The organism is Amycolatopsis roodepoortensis (assembly GCF_024628825.1).
Classification (GTDB): Bacteria; Actinomycetota; Actinomycetes; order Mycobacteriales; family Pseudonocardiaceae; genus Amycolatopsis; species Amycolatopsis roodepoortensis.
On the sequence record NZ_CP102415.1, the window covers coordinates 3,169,742 to 3,190,416 of the forward strand.

Below are 20,675 nucleotides of genomic sequence, written 5' to 3' on the forward strand. Positions count from 1 at the left end.
GGTCAGCCGAAGTTACTACCCGGTAACCGTAGCGCCTCGCTTCGCCGTCCGGCCACCGAACTCGATCGAAGTCACCCGTCCACGCTCGTCGCGCAGGAAACGCGCGGTGGGTTTACGGGTGTCGGCGGCGGGGGCGATCGCGTCGCCGCCCACGAAAACGGCCTCGAACGGCGGCGGCGAGGGGAAACCCTCGACGTCGGCGACCAGCTGGGCCCAGAGGGCGCCGTCGCGGTCCTCGACCACGAACGCCAGGTCACCGGTCTGGTAGCGGCCCAGGTACTCGGCGATGTCCGGCTGCCGCACCGGCGGCGGGGTCGCGAGCGGCGGCAGCCCGACCAGATGTACCAGGCACCATTCGACGATCTTCGCGCCAAGCGCGGACCCGCCCGCGCTGTTGGTCAGCACCGTGACGGCGAAATCGTGTTCCGGCAGGGTGACGAACTCCGACAGCTGCAGGTTGCTCACGTTGCCGCCGTGCCGGACCAGCCGGGCGGCGCCATGGGTCGTGTGCAGCCAGCTCAGCCCGACCTCCTCGAACCCCAGCGCGGCCTTGCGTTGCGGCGCGCGCATGAGGTCGCGGGTCTCCTCACTGATCGGCGGCTCGCCCTCGGCTTCTCCGGTCAGGAAGAACCGGGCCCATTTCAACTGGTCTCCCGCCGTCGACCACAGCCCGCCGCTCGCGCTGTCCGCGCGGGTGAGTCCCACGGTGTGCTCGACCGCCGGTTCGCCGTCACGCAGCACGTGCCCGACGGCGTGACGGCGCGTGAGCACTTCCCAGGGCAGGTAATACGACTCGGTCATGCCGAGCGGTTCGAGCAGCCGGGCGCGGACCACGTCCTCGAAGGGTTCGCCCGCCACCACCTCGACGACTCGTCCGGCCAGCTGGAATCCGGCGTTGCAGTAGGAGAACACCTCGCCGGGCGGGAAGTTCTGCGGCAGGTCGCCGAACTTCCCGATCGCGAGGGCCAGCGCGTCGTCACCCCACCCGGTGGTGAAGTCGACGTCGCCGAGGAAACCGGCGGAATGCGTGAGCAGATGACGCAGGGTCACCGTCTTGCGTGCCACCGGATCCGCCAGCGGGAGATCGGGAACGTAGTCGACGACCGGCCTGTCGAGATCGAGCACGCCGTCCTCGGCCAGGGCCAGCACGGCGGCCGCGGCGAAGGTCTTGCTGGTGGAGCCGATCATGAACAGGGTGCCGGGATCGACCGGGAGCCCGGTGTCCACACTGGACACTCCGGTGGCGAATACCGACTCCTCGCCCCGGTAAGTCACCCCCACCACCGCTCCGGGGACGTTCGCGCGACGCGCCTGCTCGTCGAGCACCCCTTGCAGTTCCTGAACGTTCGACACCCGTGTCCCCTTTCGTCCGGTCGGGCCAGCGTTTCACCGCGGCGCCGCCTCCGGCTCGTCCGAACCGACGAACATCACCGGGCCGGTGCGGGCGATATCACGTAGCCCGGGAGATCACGACCCAGTACACTGGACGACGCGGTCCGCTCAGTTCTGCCTCGGGCCGCGTTTCGTTGTCGAAGACCACGCGCCGCGGCCCCCGAGGTCTGCGCCGGGCAGGACAACCGTTCCTATCCTTACGGAGATACCAGGGCGCGCTTCGCGCCCACACGCTTATGAGCACACCTACTTTCACCGAACTCGGCCTGCCCAAGACCATCGTCGACGCGCTCGCCGAACAGGGCGTCACCAGCCCGTTCCCGATCCAGGCCGCCACGCTGCCGCATTCGCTGGCGGGCCGGGACGTCCTCGGCCGCGGCCGCACCGGCTCCGGCAAGACGTACGGCTTCGTGCTGCCCGTCCTCGCCCGGCTCGCCGAAGGCCCGACCCGCCGCCGCCCCGGCCGCCCGCGTGCGCTGGTCCTGGCGCCGACGCGCGAACTGGCGACCCAGATCGAGGCGTCGTTCCTGCCGCTGGCCAAACCGCTCGGCCTCAAGGTCACCACGATCTTCGGTGGCGTCAGCCCCAACCCGCAGATCACCCGGCTGCGTGACGGCGTCGACATCGTCGTCGCGTGCCCCGGCAGGCTCGCCGACCACATGCGCTCCGGCGAGGCGAAGCTCGACCACATCGAGATCACCGTGCTGGACGAGGCCGACCACATGGCCGACCTCGGCTTCCTTCCCGACGTCCGGCGCATCATGGCCGAGACGCCGGAGCGCGGGCAGCGGCTGCTGTTCTCCGCGACCCTCGACGCGGGCGTCGACGTGCTGGTCAAGCGCTTCATGCACGACCCGGTCACGCACAGCGTCGACTCGGCCCAGTCGCCGGTCTCGACCATGAAGCACCACGTGCTGCACCTGGAGGAGACCCACCGGCTGCCGGTGCTGATCGACCTCACCGCCGCGCCGGGCCGCACGCTGGTGTTCACCCGCACGAAGCACCGCGCCAAGCAGCTGACGCGCAAGCTCATGGCCTCCGGCGTGCCGGCGGTCGAACTGCACGGCAACCTCGGCCAGACCGCGCGCACGCGCAACCTGGAGGCGTTCGCCTCCGGCGCGGCGAAGACGCTGGTCGCCACCGACATCGCCGCGCGCGGGATCCACGTCGACGACGTCACGCTGGTCATCCACGCCGACCCGCCGGTCGAGCACAAGGCGTACCTGCACCGCTCCGGCCGGACCGCGCGGGCCGGGGCGTCCGGCACCGTCGTCACGCTGATGACCGACGCGCAGGTCGGCGACGTCCGCGACCTCACCCGCAAGGCGGGTATCAAGCCGACCACGACGCAGCTCGGCCCCGGCCACCCGCTGCTGTCGGAGCTGGCGCCCGGTGAGCGTTCGTTCACCTCGTCGCCGCGGCGGCCGATCGTGGACACGCGGCCGAAGCGGGTCAGCGCCAGCGGTGAGGCCATTCCGGGCAAGGGTGAGGACGAAGACCGTCCGGCCAGCGGTGGGCGTGGCGGCCGCGGTGGACGTGGCCGAGGCCCCTCCGCCGGTGGCCGCGGTGCTTCCGGTGGCGGCCGTGGCTCTTCTCGCGGCGGTCGCGACGCTTCCGGCCGCGCTTCCGACGGGCGTTCGCGTCAGCCTCGCGCCGAGGGCGACCGCCGAGGTGCTCCCGCCGGCCAAGGCCGTCGCGCGGCCGAGTCCACCGGACGTCGGGAAGGCGCGCCCAAGGGCGGTGGCCAGGGTCGTCGCGCCGCCGACTCCCAGCCGCGCCGCGGCTCCGGTACCGCCAAGTCCCAATCAAGCCGGGCTCAGTCCTCGCGGACCCAGTCCGGCGGTGCTCCGGCCCGTCGCGGCGGTGCCGCCGCTTTCTCCTCCGGGACCCGCGCCGGCTCGCGCCGCTCGCGCTGACGCTCCCCGCCTCCCGTCACGCGAGTTACGCACCCAATCACGCGAGTTACGCCCTCAATCACGTGAGTTACGCCCTTAAGCACGCGTGTTCCGGCGGACGACACGTGTGATCCGATGGACGACACGTGAGTCGTCCGCCTGATCACGCGTGTCGTCCGTCTGATCACATGAGTCGGCCGCCGGATCACACGTGATGGCCGTCGGCTCTCACGGGTTCGAGGGCGGACACGTGTGTCTGGGGGCGTGACTCACGTGATTGGGGAGGTAACTCGCGTGATTGAGCACGCAACTCGCGTGGCCAGAGGCGTAACACGCGTGATTGAGCGCGCAACTCCCGTGATTGAAGGCGTAACTCGCGTGGGTTGAGGCGTAACTCGCGTGATTGGGGGCGTAACTCGCGTGAGTAAAGGTGTAACTCGCGTGGGTGGGGCGTGGGTCGCGTGGAGGGGGCGGGTCAGGACTGGCGGGCGGCGGCGCGGGCTTCAGCGGCCGCCCGACGCTCCTCGAAGCGTGAAGCCTGCGTGTCGAGGGCCTTCAGGAACTGGTCGAGTTCGTCCCGCGCCTTCTCCCCCACCTCGCCGAGCCCTTCGAGCTCGAAGATCTTCCACTGCCGCAGCAACGGCCAGATCACCTCGTCGTGGTGGATCCGCAGGTCGTAGATGCCCGCCTTCGCGATCAGCGCGGCCTTCCGCACGAAGCTCGGGATCACCGCGCCCGGCATCTGGAACTGGACGACCTCGTCGGTGATGGCGCGCATCATCGCGTCGGGTGAGAGCTCCAGCGACGCCTGCACCAGGTTCCGGTAGAAGAGCATGTGCAGGTTCTCGTCCATCGCGACCCGCGCGAGCAGCTTCTCGCACAGCGGATCCTGCGTGTACTTCCCGGTGTTGCGGTGCGAAATCCGCGTCGCCAGCTCCTGGAAGGACACGTACGCGAAGACGTTCAGCAGCTCCTTGTCGCCGCTGTCGTACCCGGCCTGCATGGTCTGCATCCGCGCCCGCTCCAGCTCGACCGGGTCCACCGCGCGCGTCACCAGCAGGTAGTCGCGGATGCAGATCCCGTGGCGGCCCTCTTCGGCGGTCCAGCGATGCACCCACGTGCCCCACGCGCCGTCGCGGCCGAAGGCGCGCTCGATTTCACGGTGGTAGCTCGGCAGGTTGTCCTCGGTGAGGAGGTTGACCTCCAACGACGTCCGCGCGATCGGCGACACCCGCGACTGCTCGGGATCCCAGGCCTCGCCGCCGAGATCGGCGAAGTTGCGGCCTTCGTCCCAAGGCACGTACTCGTGCGGCATCCACTCCTTGGCGACCGTGAGATGCCGGTTGAGGTTCTCCTCCACCGTCCCCTCGAGCTCGAGCATCAGCCGGGTGGTTTCGGGGACCGCCATGCGTCTCGTCCTTCCAGGGTACGGAAAACGCCTACCTACGACACCGTAACTTACGGTGTCGTAGGTTTGCCACCTCCGGAAGGTGAACGCTCAGGAGCTCGCCAGCTTCGGCACCAGCTGTTCGATCGCGTACGGGATGCTCAGCACGGTGTTGAACGAGATCGCTGCCCCGACCGGCGGGTTCTCGTAGGTGATGAACAGATCCCGCTTCTCCGCCGACACCTTCAGCCGCTGGTACACCGGATCCGCCCGCACCCTGGTCTCCGCGCCAAGATCGGAGTTCAGCCATACCAGGCGATCCGCGTCGAACAGGTCGAACCGTTCGGACGAGACCTCGACGACGTTGTTCTCCGGTCTGCTCAGTGCCTTGACCGGTTCGAACGGCCGGAAGCCCAGCTCGGTCATGAAGATCATCTTCGGGTCGGTCGTGGTGAACGCGGAGAACTTGCCCGCCTCGAAGGTGTCGGCGACGACCATCGTCAGCTTCGCGAACCCGGGGTGTTCGGCCCGTGCCTGCGCGAACCGCCGGTCGATGCCGGCGATCAGGTCTTCGGCCTTCCGCGGGAGCCCCAGCGCACGGCCCACCATCCGGGTCATCTCCTGCCACGGCGCCGCGTAGTCCTCGTACTTCGGCGGCTGCGCGACGACCGGCGCGAGCTGCGAGAGCTTGTCGTACTGCTCCTTCTTCATCCCGCTGTACTGGGCGAGGATCAGGTCCGGCTTCAGCGCGGCGATCTTCTCGAAGTTGAAGTCGTCCCGTTCGCCGACGACCTCCGGCTGCTTGTCACCCCAGCGAGCCTGGGTCCACGGCCACTTCCCGTACGGCCGCTCCTTGAACCAGTCGACGGCGCCGACCGGCCGGATCCCGAGCGCCAGCACGGCGTCGTGGTCGGACAGGCCGAGCGTGACGATCCTCGAAGGCTGCTTCTCGACCGTCGCCGACCCGTATTTGTGCTCGACGGTCACCGGGAAGGTGCCCCGGGACTCCGGCGGCACCAGGCTCTCGTCGGCCGATTGCGAAGAACCACAACCGGCCACCAGCAACGACATCAGCGCGGTCAGGGTCGCCTTGACCCGCACCCCAGTAACGGACATGCGGGTAAGGCTAGCCTGACCAAAGTCCTAAAGGGACGCGGTGAGACCACGCGCACGCAGGACCGAACGTTCCAGCGGACGGAACACCACCAGCTCGATACCGACGCCGACCAGCAGGATCAGGAAGATCGCCGAGATCACGCCTTCCATGCTGTTGAACGACGAGCCCTCGTTGAGGTACGCGCCGAGTCCCTTGCCCAGCGCCGGGGACAGCGCGATCAGCTCGGCGGCCATCAGCGAACGCCACGAGAACGCCCAGCCCTGCTTGAGCCCCGCCAGGAAGCCGGGCAGCGCGGCGGGCAGCAGGATGTGCCGCGCCGACGAAAGCCGGTTCGCCCCCATGACCTGGCCGACCCTCGGCAGGATCGGCGGGATCTGGTCGATGCCCGAGACGAGACCGTTCGCGATCGAAGGCACCGAACCAAGCAGGACCACGAAGTAGATCGACGCGTCGTTCAGCCCGAACCACAGGATCGCCGCGGGCACCCACGCCACCGACGGCAGGCTCTGCAGCCCGGTCAGGAACGGGCCGACGGCGGCGCGGACGATCTTGACCTTCGCCACCAGCAGCCCGAGCGGGGTCCCGATGACCACGCCGATCAGGAAGCCCAGTGCGGCCCGATGGACCGACGTCCAGACGAACTCGAAGATCTCGCCGTCGACGGTGATGCCGACGAGCTCACCCCATACCGCGAGCGGCGCGGGCAGCATCGACTCCGGCCAGAACGCGGCGGCCCACAAGGCCTGCCACAGCGCGACCAGCAACACCAGGAAGACCACCGGCGGCACGAAGCCGCGCAGGAACCGCTTGCCCCGGCTTTCCCGGCGTTCCCCGGTGGGGGTGTCGAGCGAGTCGAGCCCCGCGCCGACGGCCTCGTCGGCGTCCGCCGCCTCGGTTTCGGGGCGGTCAAGCCGCGGCATGGGTACTGATCACCTCCCGGAGGTGACCGGTGATCTCCAGCGTCAGCTCCTCGGCGTCGGAGGCCTGGACGTCGCGCCATTCCCGCACGACCCGGCCCGGCCGCGACGAAAGCAGCACGACCCGCTGGCCGAGCCGGACGGCCTCGCGGACGTCGTGGGTCACGAACAGCACCGACGTGCCGGTGCTGCGGTAGACGCGCAGCAGTTCACCCTGCAGGACGTCGCGGGTGATGGCGTCGAGCGCGGCGAACGGCTCGTCCATCAGCAGCAGCGACTGCTCCGGGTCACCGCCGACGCGCAGGGTGGCGGCCAGCGCCCTGGCGAGCGCGACGCGCTGCCGCATCCCGCCGGAAAGCTCGTGCGGCCGCTTGTCGCCCGCGCCGCCGAGGCGGACGAGTTCGAGCAGTTCGGCCGCCTTCCGGCGACGTTCGGACCGGCCGAAACCGGCGAGGCGCAGCGGCAGTTCGACATTGCGGGCCGCGGTCAGCCACGGCATCAGCGCGGCCTCCTGGAACATGACCGCCGGCCGGGAGGTCTCCAGGGTGATCGAGCCCGAGGTCGGCCGGTCGAGACCGGCGACCAGGTTCAGCAGGGTGCTCTTGCCGCAGCCCGAGGCGCCGAGGAGACAGACGAACTCGCCGGGGGCGACCGTCAGGTCCATCCCGTCGAGGGCCACGACGGCGCGGCCCGTCGGCCCGAAAGCCTTCCGCACCCCGTCGAGGCGCACGGCGACACCGGTGGACAGGCCGGGCTCCAAGGTGGTCGTCATCGCTGATCCCCTCCGGTCACTTCGTCAGCCCGGGCGCGTTCACGCCGGGCTTGCCCTGCTCTTTGAGCACCGCGTTGAGCGGGCCGAAATCGGCGAACCCCTTGAGGTCCACCGCGGACTTCACCACGCCCGCGGTCACCGAGTCCTGCGCGAGCTGGCTGAAGGTCGACGCCACCGGGTCGATGCCGAGTTCGATACCGGAGAACGCGCGGTCGAGAACGGCCTCGCTCAGTGTGCTGCCCGCGAGGGCCTTGAGCTCGCCGTTGACGACCTTCTTCGCCTCGGCGGGGTTGGTCTTCGCCCACTCGATGGCGGCGAGTTCCCCCTTGAGGATGGCGGTGACGGTCTCCGGGTGCTGCTGCAGGAACTCGCTGCGGACGATCACGACCGTGGTCGGGAACTTGCCTTCCGGCCACAGCGTCTTCTCGTCCAGCAGGACCTTCGCGCCCGCGTCGAGCACGAGCCGCGAGGACCACGGCTCCGGCAGCCAGCCGCCGTCGAGCTCGCCCTTCTTGAAGGCGTCGAAGGTCTTCGGGTTGTCGAGGTTGGTGATCTTGACGTCGGGCAGCTTCTTTTCGGCGATGAACTTCTTCAGCGCGACGTCCTGGGTGTTCGCCAGCGACGGCGTCGCGATGTTCTTGCCGGTGAGCTGCTCGGGCGCGGTGATCTCGGGCTTCACGACCAGCTGCGCGCCTCCGGTGACCGCGCCGGAGACCAGCTGGATGGCGCCCTTGGACTTGGTGAAGGCGTTGATGGCCGGGCCGGAGCCGATGAACGCGATGTCGAGCGAGTTGCCGAGCAGCGCGTTGACCTCTTCGGGGCCGGCGTTGAAGGTCTGGGTGGTGAGCTTCGTCGAGCCGAGCTCCTTGGCGAAGAAGCCGTTCTTGGCCCCGATCAGCGCGGGCGCGTGCGTCACGTTCGGGAAGTACCCGACGCGCACCTCGGCCGCGGCTCCCTGGCTCTTCTGCTCCGCCGGGGCGGTGCCGCTGTCCGCGCGTGAACATCCCGCGATCCCGCCGGCCAGTGTCAGGGCGGCGAAGGCCGCGGCCAGCAAGCGGGTTCTGTGGTGGGTGCGCACGGAAGGTCGCCTTTCGGAGGGTACGACTCGGCTCGGGTGGTGGCGCGAGAGTCGCATGTTCACCCGCGTACCTGCATCGCCATCCGAATGACGGGAAAGATGCTGAGAATCCTTGACACCAGGCGGAACTGTTGTTCCACATTTCAGGACCGGTGTAACGGATCGGGCCGAACGGGCGAATCACGCTTAGTGGTGACGCACCCTCGTACCGTCGCGATGGCGGGCGTGCTGACCGCCGGGATCGGGATGGGCGTCGTCGCGTCGACGCTCAAGATCGCCGACGGCACGCACACCGTGCTCGACACCACCCTGTCCACGACGACCGGGTTCCTCTTCCTCCTCGCCGGCGCCGTCGCGCACGTGCGCCGCGCCTCGAACCCGATCGGCCTGCTCATCGCGCTGGCCGGGCTCGCGTTGTTCACCGAAGACCTGCAATTCGCCGACGAACCGCTGGTGCACACGGCCGGCCTCGCGCTGTCGGCCGCGTCGAGCCCGGTGATCGCCCATCTCGTGCTCGCCTTCCCGCACGGGAGACTCCGGTCGCGCTTGGAGCGGGTGCTCGCCCTCTCCGCCTACGCCGTGGTCTTCGGATCGGCCGTCCTCGGCCTGCTGGTCAACGACGATCCGCGGAACCTCGCCGCCGTCGCCGCCTCGCCGGAGGCCGAACAGCTGGTCAAACGGCTGCTGGAACTGGTCGGCGCGCTGATCGGTGGCGGGGTCGTGGTGGTGCTGCTGTATCGCTGGCTCACCGGGCGGATCCCGCAGCGGCGGCTGCTCTCCCCTGTCCTCGCGATCGCCGTCGTCGGCGCGGTGAGCACCACGATCGGCAGCGCGCTCGGCTCCGGGCACCCGCTCGCCGAACCCCTGCTGGACGTCTACCGGATCTCGTTCTGCCTGTGGCCGCTGACGTTCCTGATCGGCGTGCTGCGGGCGCGCGTCGGCAACGCGGAGATGATCCGGCTCCTGCTGGAACGCGACGGCACCGGGCTGGCCGCGCTCGTGCAGGACGACGAGGTGTGGAAGGACAGCCGGTCGATCGACGCGCTCAACGCGGCCGCCGGGCTGGTGCTGGACAACCAGCGGCTCGCCGCGGAACTGGAGGAGCGCCTCGTCGAGGTCCAGGCCTCCCGCGCCCGCATCGTGGCCGCCGCCGACGACGAACGGCGGCGGGTCGAGCGGGATCTGCACGACGGCGCGCAGCAACGCCTGGTCAGCGTCGTCCTGTTGCTGCGGATGGCGGAGCGCCGGCTCGGGGACGAACTCACCCCCGCCGTCGCGACACTGCTGAGGAGCACCATCGACGAACTGCAGGCCACGGTCACCGAACTGCGTGAACTCGCGCGCGGGCTCCGCCCCGCGATCCTCACCGAGGCCGGGCTGATCCCCGCGGTCCGGTCGCTGCTGGACCGGGTCCCGCTCTCCGTCGACCTCGCGGGCGCGGACGTGCCGCGGCTCAGCGGTGCCGTCGAGGCGACGGCGTATTTCGTCGTCTCGGAGGCGGTCACGAACGCCTTGAAACACGCGCGGGCGGGGGAGGTCCGCGTGTGCATCCGTGTCGAGGACGACCGCCTGCGGGTGGACGTCCACGACGACGGCACCGGCACGGCCGACCTCGGCGGCGGCTCCGGGCTGCACGGCCTCCGTGACCGGGTCCGTGCGCTCGGCGGTGAGCTGACCGTCGCGAGCGAACCCGGCTCGGGCACCACGGTTTCGGCCGTCATCCCCTTGGACGGCTAGGCCAGCCCGCGGATGGCGCGCGACGGCGGCCGCGTCCCCTGGATGGACGCGACCATCTCCAGCACCTGACGCGTACGCCGCACCTCGTGCACCCGGAACACCTTCGCCCCCTCGGCCACCGCCCAGGCCGTCGCGGCGAGGGTGCCGTCGACCCGCTCCGCGAGCTCCACGCCGAGCGTCTCGCCGACGAAGTCCTTATTGGACAGTGCCATCAGCACCGGCCAGCCGGTGTCGGCCAGTTCCCGCGCGTGCCGCAGCAGCGCCAGGCTGTGCCACGTGTTCTTGCCGAAGTCGTGCGTCGGATCGATCAGCACCCCTTCACGCGGGACGCCGAGCGCGACGACGGCTTCGGCGTGCGCCGTCGTCTCCGCGACGACGTCCGCGACGACGTCCGGGTAGCGCACCCGGAACGGACGGGTCCGCGGAACGGCGTTCCCGGTGTGCGAGCAGACGTAGCCGGTGCCGAACTCGGCGGCGACCTCGGCCAGTTTCGGATCGGCTCCCGCCCAGGTGTCGTTGATCAGGTCGGCGCCCGCCTCCGCCGCGCGCCTGCCCACCTCGTGGCGCCACGTGTCGACGCTGATCACCAGGCCGGGGTGCAGTTCGCGGATCCGTTCGACGAACGGGACCACCCGTCGGATCTCTTCCTCGACGTCGACCTCCGCGCCGGGGCCCGCCTTGACCCCGCCGATGTCGACGATGTCCGCGCCGTCGGCCACCGCCCGGTCGACGGCGGCGAGCGCGTCCGGATCCGAGAAGGTCGCCCCCCTGTCGTAGAAGGAGTCGGGGGTGCGGTTGACGATCGCCATGACCAGGGCGCGGTCCCGGGCGACGCGGCGCCCGCGGAAGGTCAGCTCGTTCACGCACCGATCGTAGGCGAGCGGACGCTCGCCCGGTGAGTACCGCCCATCGGGACCGTCCCGGCGACCGGGAGCGCCCATTCGAGTGGCGTATCTGATATATGACGTAAGAGATCGGATCTCTCTTGACTCGCCGTCGAAACCGCGGGTAGACGTTGTTCAGCCGGGATGGCGACGGACGGCGGATCGGCATCCCGGTCACTCACTCCCCCGGTTCCCCCGGCGCAGGAAGGGCCTCGAATGTCCCCAGATCCTCTTCGCGCGGCACGGCTTTCCCGGCGCACGGTGCTGGCGGGAACCGCGGGCGCCGTCGGTGCGCTCGCCCTGCCCGGCGTGGCCGCCGCGGCGCCGGTGGATTGGTCGCGCGCCGTCGTCGACTCGACGATGAAGCGGCACACCCCGGCCACCCTCGGCGGCTGGGGCTACACCCGCGGGCTCTACCTCTACGGCCAGTACCTGGTGTACCAGCGCACCGGCGAGAAGTCCTACCTCGACTTCATCCTCGCCTGGTACGACAGATTCGTCACCGAAAGCGGGATTTCCAACAACTTCACCAATCTGGACGCGATGCGCTCCGGGCAGATGTTCCCCTTGCTGTACACCGAAACCGGTCAGGCGAAGTACAAGACCGCCGCGGACCAGTTGCGCGCCAGGTTCCCGTCCTATCCCCGGACGTCCGACGGCGGGATGTTCCACGCCACGAGCCGGGTCGGGCAGCTGTGGGCGGACGGCGTGTACATGGCGCAGCCGTTCCTCGCCCTGTACGGCAAGACGTTCGGCGATGCCGCCTACTGCTACGAAGAGGCCGCGAAGAACGTCAGCGTCTACTTCGACCGGCTCAAGGAGCCCGCGAAGGGCCTGCTCTACCACGCCTACGACGAAGACGGCTCGGAACCGTGGGCCTCGGGCCCCGGACGGCATTCGAAATTCCACTGGGGCCGCGCGATCGGCTGGCTCGGGATGACCGCGATCGATCTCCTCGAAATCCTGCCCCGCGACCATCCGCGACGTCGTCGTCTCGTCGACGTCGTGAAATTCCTCGCCGCGGGGTACACCCGCTGGCAGGACCGGGCTTCGGGCCGCTGGTTCCAGGTCGTCGACCGGGGCGGCGACAAGGACAACTGGCTGGAGACCTCGGCTTCGGCGATGTACACCTTCCTGCTCTCCCGTGCGGTGGAACGCGGCTACGTCGGCGCCGAGTACCGGCCCGTGGCCGCGAAGGGGTATCGCGGGGTCTTGTCCCAGGTTTCGACCGGACCCGACGGAACGACCGACATCTCGAACATCTCCGAAGGCACGAACGTCGGGGACACGGCGTATTACTACGCACGTAAACGCAACACCAACGATTTCCACGGTCTCGGCGCGTTCCTCATCATGAATGAGCAACTCGCCCGCTGAGGACGCCGCATCGGCCGAAGGGCGCTTTCCCCGCTTCCGACCTGGGGAAAGCGCCCTTCGGTCGTTTCGCGGGCGGATTCCGGGTATTGACCCGAGGCGCTAACATCGCGTGCTGCGACGCCCACTCCCAGGAGGGACGACCGGATGCGCGAGACGCCGCCCCCGGCTTCTTTTACCCGGCTCGAACTCGGTGACACCAGCACGATCCCGGTCGGTGTGACGGTTTCCCCGCACATCTCCCTGGTTTCGATGCTCGTCGAGGTCGTCGGCGGGTACGACCGCGGGCTGCCCGCCGCCTGGCGTCGTCAGGTGGGTTCGGCGATCCCCGAGCAGGGCTACCGCGCGGCGAGCTCACTCGCCCGCCGCGGCACCTCGGTGCAGCCGGACTTCATCGTCCCGATCAGTCCCGGTGAGGACTCTTCCGCCGCGGCCCAGGCGGAAATGCTGCGCGAGCTGACGGAATCGGACGTCCTGAAAGGCCTGGAAGAGGTCTTCGGCGACCGGGTGCCCGCGCAGTGGCGGCAGGCAGCCGACCATCCGAGACGCTGGGCCGCCTCGCTCGCGGACGCCTTCACCGCGACCAGGCTGGCGACCGAAAACCTCTGGGCCAAGGCCCGTCCCCTGCTCGACCGCGAGATCGAACGGATCGGCGTCGCCTCCGTCCGTGGCGGGACCGACGCGGTGCTCGGCCTGCTGCGGCCGCATTTCCGGTTCAGCAACGGCTGTCTGCTGCTGCCCGACGCCGAGCCTGCGAAGTACGCCGTCCGTGGCCGCAAGCTGATCCTGGTCCCGATGCTCGCGGGCAGCCGCTCGGTGGTGTCCAACTTCGACGAAGAGGACGCCGTCTGGATCGGCTACCCGCTGCCGGGGCTCGACGGCCTGCTCGACAGCGGCAAGGCCGAACCGGCCCCCGGCGTCGACGGGCTCGACCTGGTCGTCGGCGCCCACCGCGCGAAACTGTTGCGGCACCTGGGAAAGCCCGCCCGGATGGGCGAGATCGCGAATCTGCTGTCCTGTGCCGCGAGCACCGCGACCTACCACTGCGAACAGCTCGTCTCGGCGGGGTTGATCCAGCGGCACCGCGAGGGCCAGGTGGTACTCGTGGCCCGGACTCCTCGCGGTGACGCGCTGGTGGATCTGCTGTCCTGACTCAGGTCACCCGGCACGTTGCGAAAGCCACTTTCGCAACGTTGAAGGTTGCGAAAGTGGCTTTCGCAACGCTGCTCCCGCCGCCCTCGAGCCGCCGCCCCTGGTGTCGCGAAAGCCACTTTCGGGACACCTGATGTCTCGAAAGTGGCTTTCGCGACACTCCCCCAGTCGCTAAACCCGCTGGAGCCCCGGCTTCCCCGCTTCGACCACGTACGAACGGTCCGCGGCCAGGACCACCTTCGAGAAGTCGTACTCGCTGGTGTCCGAAACCGTCATGAAGTCCGCCCGCATCTGCGTTTGCGACGCCGTCACCCGGACATAACCGCGCTTTCCCCGGCAGTACTTGATATGCGGGTTGTGCGACAGCCACGTCGACGACGGATCGGTCGCGGTGTCGCTGTTGCTCGTGACCGAGGTCGTCACCAGTTCCGAACCGAACACCGGGTCGCTGTGGTTGAAATAGTCGCGGCGCAGGTCGGCCGCCCAGTGCCGGTGGACGTCGCCGGTCAGCACGATCGGGTTCGGCACCTTGCGGTCCACGATGCCCTTCGCGATCCGGTCTCGGGAAGCCTCGTAACCCTGCCAGGAATCGGGGCTCTCACAGGTCGCCTTGTTGCCGTCGCCGTCACGAGTGGCGAAGAAGACCTGCTGGCCCAGGAAATCCCACTTCGCCGGGTGCGTCTCCAGCGCCTTCAGCAGCCAAGCCTCCTGCGTCGTGCCCAGGATGCTGCGCGACGTCGAACGCATGTCGGTGCACGACGGGCCCGTCGTACCGGACGGATCGGTCACCTGCGCGTTGCGGTACTGGCGCGTGTCGAGCATGTGGAACCGGGCGAGGTTGCCCCAGCCGAACTGCCGGTACAGGCGGATCGACGCGCCGCTCGGCTTCGCGGTGGACCGGATCGGCATGTTCTCGTAGAACGCCTGGAAACCGGCGGCCTTGCGCTCCGCGGTGGCCGGGCTGGTGGTGCCGTTCCAGTTGTTCATCACCTCGTGGTCGTCGAAGACCACGACCCACGGCGCCATCGCGTGCGCGTTCTGGAGGTCGGCGTCGGTCTTGTGCTGGGCGTGCCGCGCGCGGTACTGGGCGAGCGTCGTCACGTCCTCGGTGAACGCCAGCCGGCGCGGATTCCGGTCGGCGGCGGCGCGGCCGGACTTCCGCTCGTACATGTAGTCGCCGAGGAACAGCACCAGATCCGGGTTGTCGGCGAGCATGCCCTTGTACGAGTGGTACCAGCCTTCCTCCCAGTGCTGGCAGGAGGAGAAGCAGTACTTCAGCTGGTTCACCGCGGCACCGGCGGCGGGCGCCGTCCGCGTCCGGCCGACGGGCGAGATGTGGCCGCTGGTCTTGAACCGGTAGAAGTATTCCCGTCCCGGCTCCAGTCCGACCGGTTCGATGTGGACGCTGTGCCCGGAAGCGCGGGCCGCGGTCACGGTTCCCCTCTGCGCGACCGAGGAGAACGCCTGGTCGTTGGCGATTTCCCAGTCCACTGTGTACGAAGCGTCCGGCATACCGCCGAAACCGTCGGGGTTCAGCGGGGCGGGAGCGAGCCGCGTCCACAGCACGACGCTGTCCGGCAACGGGTCACCCGACGCGACTCCGAGCTGGAACGGGTCGTGGATGGCGGGCGCCGCCGCCAGCGTTCTCGCGTTCGCCCACGAAGGCACCGTCGACGACAACGCCGCCGCCGAAACCGCCGCGGCCCCACCGAGGAGTACCGCACGCCGATTCACCTGGCCCATGAAAATTCAACCTTTCGAAGTGGGGAAAGAACGGGGAGGGATTTCACGCGGCGTAATCGGTGATGCCGCCACTACAGGCTTCGAGCGCCGGATTGGCGGCGGCGTCGGCGACGCAGACCTTGTAATAGACCCACGATCCCTTCGCGACCGGCACGGCCTTGTCGACATGGGTGCCGTTGCCGCCGGAGGCCCAGACGTAGAACGGGCCGGCGCCGCCCTTCAGCCAGTACGCGACGACGGCGGACTTGCCGTCGGCGTTCCGGTCGTAGACCAGGAAATGCGCGTCCGACGAGCGGAACTGGCCCTCACCCGCGCAGACACCGGTGGAACATTCGGCACTGCCGGAACCGACTCCGCAGTCGGGTGCGATCCGCTGGTCCGAGCCGGTGTAGACGTAGCTGTCGGAGATGTAGCCGCCGAGCGCGGGGACGTAGTCCCACAACGTCGTGGTGCCCAGCGGACCGGTGACCGAGGTCCCGACCGTCTGGCAGTCGATGGTCACCGTGGCGCCGTTGGCCACCGTGCGCACCGCGGTCGCGGAGGTGCTCGGGGCGCGGCGGACGTTCAGCGGGTCACCCGCCGTCTTCACGGTCCCGGTGGCCGCGGCCAGTGCGGGAGTGGCTCCGGCGAGGCCCAAGGCGCCCGCCGTCACCAGCACGAGAAAGAAACCGGCGAGCCGCCGGACACTTGAACGCTTCATGACCGCAGCGTCGACCGGCGTCGTACACATCACGTACAAACGCCGACCGCTGTCTGCACATGCATGCGAATGGATCTAGCCAACCATGGCGGGACGGCAATATTATCGGCGGATATGGGGCTCCTGCCGTATTGGCGGTTTAGGTGACTATTCTCGGGTTTCGCGTTCTCGGTCCGCTCGAAGTGGCGGTGGACGGGCAGGTGGTGCCGCTCGGCGGGCCCAAACCCCGGCTGCTGCTGGCCGCTCTCCTGCTCCAGCCCAACGTCGTCGTCTCCACCGAACTGCTGATCGAGGTCCTGTGGCCTTCGTCGGCGCCTCGTTCGGCGGCGGCGAACATCCGCACCTACGTCCATTCGCTCCGCAAACGCCTCGCCGACCACGACCCCGAACTCGGGGAGCGCATCGGAAGCCGGGCATCCGGATACATCCTCAAGGCCGCACCCGACGAGATCGACCACATCCGCTTCGGCGAATTGGCCGCCCGCGCGCAGGACGCGCTCGGCCACGGGGAAGCCGAATCGGCCCTCGACCTGCTGGATCAAGCGGAAGCGCTGTGGCGCGGGGAAGTTCTCGAAGGCCTCCCCCACGATCATGGCTGGGGCGCGACCGTCGCCCGGCTGACGGAGCTGCGGCTCGCGGTCCAGGAACAGCGGCTTCGGGCGAGGATCGAACTCGGCCGGACCGCCGAGGCCGTCGCCGAGCTGCGCGGCCTGGTCACCGAACACCCCCTGCGCGAAGAGCTCTGGCAGCAGCTGATCGTCGCGCTGCGGGCCGACGGCCGCACGGCCGACGCGATCGAGGCCTACGAAACGGCCGAAAAGGTGCTCGCGGAGGAACTCGGCACCGAACCGGGCCCGCGGCTGCGGGAACTGCGGGCCTCACTCGTCCTCACGCCGTCCGCGACCCAGGACGCGGTGGCCGCCGCCCTCACCGTGCCGATGACACCGGTCTGCCAGCTGCCGCTGGACCTGCCGGACTTCACCGGCCGCGACGAGGTGGTCAGCGCGCTCGTCGGCCTCTTCCACGAGCGTCGTACCCAGGGAAAGCCCGCGATCGCGGTGCTGTCCGGGGCGCCGGGGATCGGCAAGTCCTCCGTCGCGATCCGGGTGGCGCACGCGGTCCGTGACGACTTCCCGGACGGTCAGCTGCACGTCGACCTCGCCGGGACGTCGTCCTCGCCCCGTCCCCCGATGACCGTGCTCGCCGAGTTGCTCCGCGCGCTGGGGGTTCCCGACGCGGGGCTGCCGCGTGATCTCCCCGAGCGCGCGGCGTTACTGCGGTCCCGGCTCGCGACCCTGCGGATGTGCGTCGTCCTCGACGACGCCGGCAGCGCCGCGCAGGTCCGCCCGCTGCTGCCCGGCGCGGGTTCCTGCGCGATGCTGATCACCAGCCGGATCCGGATGCCGGATCTGGCCGGGGCGACTTCCGTCGACGTCGACCTGCTGCCCGAAGCCGACGCCGCGAAGCTGCTCGAAGGCATCGTCGGCACGGAAAGGGTCGCGGCGGAGCCGGAGTGCGCGACCGCGATCCTGCGCCACTGCGGATATCTGCCGCTCGCGATCCGGGTCGCCGGGGCGAAGCTGACCCACCGGCCGGGCTGGACGTTGCGCGTACTGGCCGACCGGCTGCGCGACGAAAGACGAAGATTGGACGAACTCCGCGTCGGCGATCTCGCCGTACGGGCCAGTGTCACGCTCAGCTACGACCTCCTCCCGATGTCGGCGGCGACCGCGTTCCGCGGCCTCGGCGGGCTCGGGTCGGTCCAGTTCCCCGGCTGGGTGGTCGCGGCCCTGCTCGGCCGTACGCATGGTGAGGACGTCCTCGACGTGCTGGTGGACGCCCACCTGGTCGAGCTCAGCGGCTCGGACGCCACCGGCGAGCCTCGCTACCGCCTGCACGACCTGTTGCGGTGTTACGCCCTCGAACTCCGCGCGCAGGACGTTCCGCTGAAGGCGCGCGACGCCACGAAACGGGTACTGGAGGGCTATCTCGCGCTCGCGGTCGAAGCCGCGGACCGGATGCCGATCCATTTCTTCGGGCTCTACCGGGACGACACGGCCGTCCAGCCCGCGCTGCCGCCGGGCACCGCGCATCTGATCGAGGATCCGGCCGCGTGGTTCGCCGCCGAGCGGCACACCTGTGTCGCCGCCGTCTCGCTCGCCGCCGATCTGGGCTTCGACTCGCTGGCCTGGCGTCTCGCCGCCGCGCTGGCGCCGTACTTCGACCAGCGCGGTCACCAGGACGACTGGATGCACACGCACGCCGTCGCGCTGGCCGCCGCCCGCCGGTCCGGCGAGGTCCGCGGCGAGGCGATCATCCAGCGCAACCTCGGGCAGATCCAGCTGTACCAGGACAGCTACGCCGAGGCCTTGGTCGCGTTCGAGCAGTCGCAACTGCTGTTCGACAAGATCGGCGACACGCGGGGAGCGGCGATCGCGCTGGCCGGGCTCGGCACCGTGCTGCGGATCAAGGGCGAGGACACCGTCGCGCTGGAGCACTGTCACGCGGCGCTCGACCAGTTCTCGGCGGCGGGCGATCCGCACGGCGAGGCCGTCGCGCGGATCGCGATCGGCGCGGTGTGGCTGGCGCGGCGCCGGTTCGCCGACGCTGAACGCTGGTTCACCGAGGCGCTGGAGCAGTCCGCCCTGATCGGCGACCGGCACCGCGAGGCGCACGCGTTGAAACGGCTCGCCATGCTGCGCCAGCACCAGGGCAACCTCTCCGGCGCGCGGGAGCGGGTCGACCGTGCCATCGCGATCTTCAACGAACTCGGTGACGACCATTGCGTCGGCTACGCGAACCAGAATCTCGGCGAGCTGTATCTGCACAGCGGAGACCTGGCCCACGCGCAACTGCTGCTGGTCAATTCGCTGAGCGTGCACCGGCGCAACGGGGACCGCCGGTCCGAGGCCGAGGTGTCGCAGTTGCTCGGCGAACTGCACGAGGCGCTGAGCCAGCCCGAGCGGTCGCGGACGTATTCGGAACGCGCGCTGGCGTTGTGGCGGGAACTCTCCGCGCGCCCACAGGAATCCGCGCTCGCCTCGCGTCTGCAGGAGGCGGCCGAAGCGTCATACGACGATTCCGCGAGCGCCTGAGTTTCACCCAGCGCAACCAGGTGCCGACTCGCTTTTGTATCGATCGTGTACAGGCCCCAGCGAAGCTCCCTTCGTAGCAACCGAGAGTGCTCGAAGGGAGACCGGAATGGTCCGGACCGTTAAGGCCCGCCGGGTGATGGCGGCCGTCCTGGCCGTGGGGGCGGTCACCGCCTTGGCCGCCAGCCCCGCGAACGCGGCGCCCGAAGGCAGCTGGCGCGCCGACCTGTCCACTGTGGACGGAGACGACGTCAACGTTCGCAGCGACGGTGGCGTGCTCAGCCTGGAAAACGCCGCCTGGCACAGAAAACCCGACTCCATCGGCAGCCAGGGCTACCTGCTGCTCGCCGAGCAGAAGCTCGGGAAGCCGGTCAACCGCGTCACCGCCCAGGTGACCGCCGACGCGCCGAAGGGCACCGAGGTCGAGGTCGACGTCCGGGGCAAGCTCGACTCCCAGGACTGGACGGAGTGGACGCCCACCGAGGGCGGCGCCGCCCAGCTGTCCGCTTCGGTCTCCACGGTCCAGGTCCGTATCGGACTGCGCACGGTGACCGACGGAGTGACCGCGAAGGTCAGCGACGTCACCCTTCAGGGTGAGCTCGGCCCGCAGACCAACGCGATCGGCGCGGCCGCCGCCGCGCTGACGTACCGGGTCTACGGCACCCGTGAGGGCCTCGTCGGCGGCACCACCGCCAACGGCCACGTGATCAAGTCCCGCGACCACTTCGTCGCCCTCCCCTCGGGCCGCGGCCTCGCGCCGAAGAACACCGGCAACTACACCGTCCGCGTCTGCCGCACCGACAACAGCCGCTGCGAGTACGCCCCGGTGTGGGACGTCGGCCCGTGGAACACCAAGGACGACTACTGGAACCCGTCGGCCACCCGCCAGATGTGGAAGAACCTGCCGCAGGGCAAGCCCGAGGCGCAGGCCGCGTACCAGGACGGCTACAACGGCGGCAAGGACGAGTTCGGCCGCCGGGTGGCCAACCCGGCGGGTATCGACCTCGCGGACGGCACCTTCTGGGACGGCCTGAAGATGACCGACAACGGCTGGGTCAACGTCTCCTACCTGTGGACCGGCTCCGGCCCGACCGGCGTCATCAGCACCGCCGGCGACCCGATGAACGTCCGGGCCTCGGCGAGTACCACCGCGGCGATCAAGGGCCTCGCGGCGAACTACGCGAAGGTCAACATCGAGTGCTACGTCGAGGGCGAGACCGTCACCGGCAAGTTCGGCACCAGCAACGTCTGGGACCGGATCGGCCCGGGGCACTACGTCTCCGATACCTACGTGCAGACCGGCTCGGACCTGCCGGTGGCGCCCAAGTGCGCGTAGCCCCCTGATCGCGAAGGCCCGGCGTACCCCATAACGCCGGGCCTTCGCCCTTTCGTCCGCCCTTTCGCCCACGCGGACGGACCTTGGGCGTTGCCTGCC

At 69.6% G+C, this 20,675-nt stretch carries 15 protein-coding genes; 6 read left to right on the plus strand and 9 right to left on the minus strand.

Annotation, left to right across the window (positions count from 1 at the left end; all coding sequences use genetic code 11):
• Nucleotides 1-15: 15 nt before the first annotated feature.
• Nucleotides 16-1,353, minus strand: coding sequence for a serine hydrolase domain-containing protein (locus NQK81_RS14835; protein WP_257488656.1), 1,338 nt, complete (start codon nucleotides 1,351-1,353; stop codon nucleotides 16-18).
• 275 nt (nucleotides 1,354-1,628) lie between these two features.
• Here NQK81_RS14835 and NQK81_RS14840 point away from each other — a divergent pair, with 275 nt between their 5' ends.
• A complete protein-coding gene (locus tag NQK81_RS14840) occupies nucleotides 1,629-3,308 on the plus strand; it encodes a DEAD/DEAH box helicase (protein ID WP_257488657.1) in 1,680 nt (559 codons plus the stop codon).
• Nucleotides 3,309-3,762: 454 nt separating this feature from the next.
• Here NQK81_RS14840 and NQK81_RS14845 read toward each other — a convergent pair whose 3' ends face one another.
• The 5 genes from NQK81_RS14845 to NQK81_RS14865 form a co-directional block, all read right to left on the minus strand.
• Nucleotides 3,763-4,695, minus strand: coding sequence for an acyl-ACP desaturase (locus tag NQK81_RS14845; RefSeq protein ID WP_126737373.1), 933 nt, complete (start codon nucleotides 4,693-4,695; stop codon nucleotides 3,763-3,765).
• Between the two features lie 90 nt (nucleotides 4,696-4,785).
• On the minus strand, nucleotides 4,786-5,790 hold the full coding sequence (locus NQK81_RS14850; protein WP_257488658.1) for an iron-siderophore ABC transporter substrate-binding protein: 1,005 nt from the start codon (nucleotides 5,788-5,790) through the stop codon (nucleotides 4,786-4,788).
• 27 nt (nucleotides 5,791-5,817) lie between these two features.
• Nucleotides 5,818-6,711, minus strand: a complete 894-nt coding sequence (locus tag NQK81_RS14855) for an ABC transporter permease (protein WP_257488659.1) — start codon at nucleotides 6,709-6,711, stop codon at nucleotides 5,818-5,820.
• Nucleotides 6,698-7,480, minus strand: a complete 783-nt coding sequence (locus NQK81_RS14860) for an ABC transporter ATP-binding protein (RefSeq protein ID WP_257488660.1) — start codon at nucleotides 7,478-7,480, stop codon at nucleotides 6,698-6,700. The genes NQK81_RS14855 and NQK81_RS14860 overlap by 14 nt, the downstream gene beginning before the upstream one ends.
• Nucleotides 7,481-7,496: 16 nt before the next feature.
• A complete protein-coding gene (locus tag NQK81_RS14865) occupies nucleotides 7,497-8,558 on the minus strand; it encodes an ABC transporter substrate-binding protein (RefSeq protein ID WP_257488661.1) in 1,062 nt (353 codons plus the stop codon).
• 216 nt (nucleotides 8,559-8,774) lie between these two features.
• On the opposite strand from NQK81_RS14865, the gene NQK81_RS14870 reads away from it, so the two are divergent.
• Nucleotides 8,775-10,295: a sensor histidine kinase gene (locus tag NQK81_RS14870; protein ID WP_257489761.1), complete on the plus strand. Its 1,521-nt coding sequence runs from the start codon at nucleotides 8,775-8,777 to the stop codon at nucleotides 10,293-10,295.
• Here NQK81_RS14870 and folP read toward each other — a convergent pair.
• Nucleotides 10,292-11,158: a dihydropteroate synthase gene (gene folP / locus NQK81_RS14875; RefSeq protein WP_126737369.1), complete on the minus strand. Its 867-nt coding sequence runs from the start codon at nucleotides 11,156-11,158 to the stop codon at nucleotides 10,292-10,294. The two genes, NQK81_RS14870 and folP, sit on opposite strands and share 4 nt — an antisense overlap.
• 237 nt (nucleotides 11,159-11,395) lie before the next feature.
• Here folP and NQK81_RS14880 point away from each other — a divergent pair, with 237 nt between their 5' ends.
• The gene (locus tag NQK81_RS14880) at nucleotides 11,396-12,556 is read left to right on the plus strand and encodes a glycoside hydrolase family 88/105 protein (RefSeq protein ID WP_257488662.1); all 1,161 of its coding nucleotides are present in this window, start codon (nucleotides 11,396-11,398) and stop codon (nucleotides 12,554-12,556) included.
• A 144-nt stretch (nucleotides 12,557-12,700) separates the two neighbouring features.
• Complete coding sequence (locus NQK81_RS14885; RefSeq protein WP_257488663.1) at nucleotides 12,701-13,705, plus strand: winged helix-turn-helix domain-containing protein; 1,005 nt, start codon at nucleotides 12,701-12,703, stop codon at nucleotides 13,703-13,705.
• 171 nt (nucleotides 13,706-13,876) lie between these two features.
• Here the strand turns inward: NQK81_RS14885 and NQK81_RS14890 are convergent, their stop codons facing one another.
• Together NQK81_RS14890 and NQK81_RS14895 are read right to left on the minus strand one after the other, a co-directional pair.
• Nucleotides 13,877-15,448 (minus strand): alkaline phosphatase D family protein, encoded by a 1,572-nt coding sequence (locus tag NQK81_RS14890; RefSeq protein WP_257488664.1) that lies wholly within the window; start codon nucleotides 15,446-15,448, stop codon nucleotides 13,877-13,879.
• 43 nt (nucleotides 15,449-15,491) lie between these two features.
• A complete protein-coding gene (locus NQK81_RS14895; RefSeq protein ID WP_219145448.1) occupies nucleotides 15,492-16,148 on the minus strand; it encodes a hypothetical protein in 657 nt (218 codons plus the stop codon).
• Nucleotides 16,149-16,291: 143 nt separating this feature from the next.
• On the opposite strand from NQK81_RS14895, the gene NQK81_RS14900 reads away from it, so the two are divergent.
• Nucleotides 16,292-19,243, plus strand: coding sequence for an AfsR/SARP family transcriptional regulator (locus tag NQK81_RS14900; protein WP_306856039.1), 2,952 nt, complete (start codon nucleotides 16,292-16,294; stop codon nucleotides 19,241-19,243).
• A 106-nt stretch (nucleotides 19,244-19,349) separates the two neighbouring features.
• Nucleotides 19,350-20,576, plus strand: coding sequence for a DUF8814 domain-containing protein (locus NQK81_RS14905; RefSeq protein WP_257488665.1), 1,227 nt, complete (start codon nucleotides 19,350-19,352; stop codon nucleotides 20,574-20,576).
• The last annotated feature ends 99 nt before the right edge of the window (nucleotides 20,577-20,675 follow it).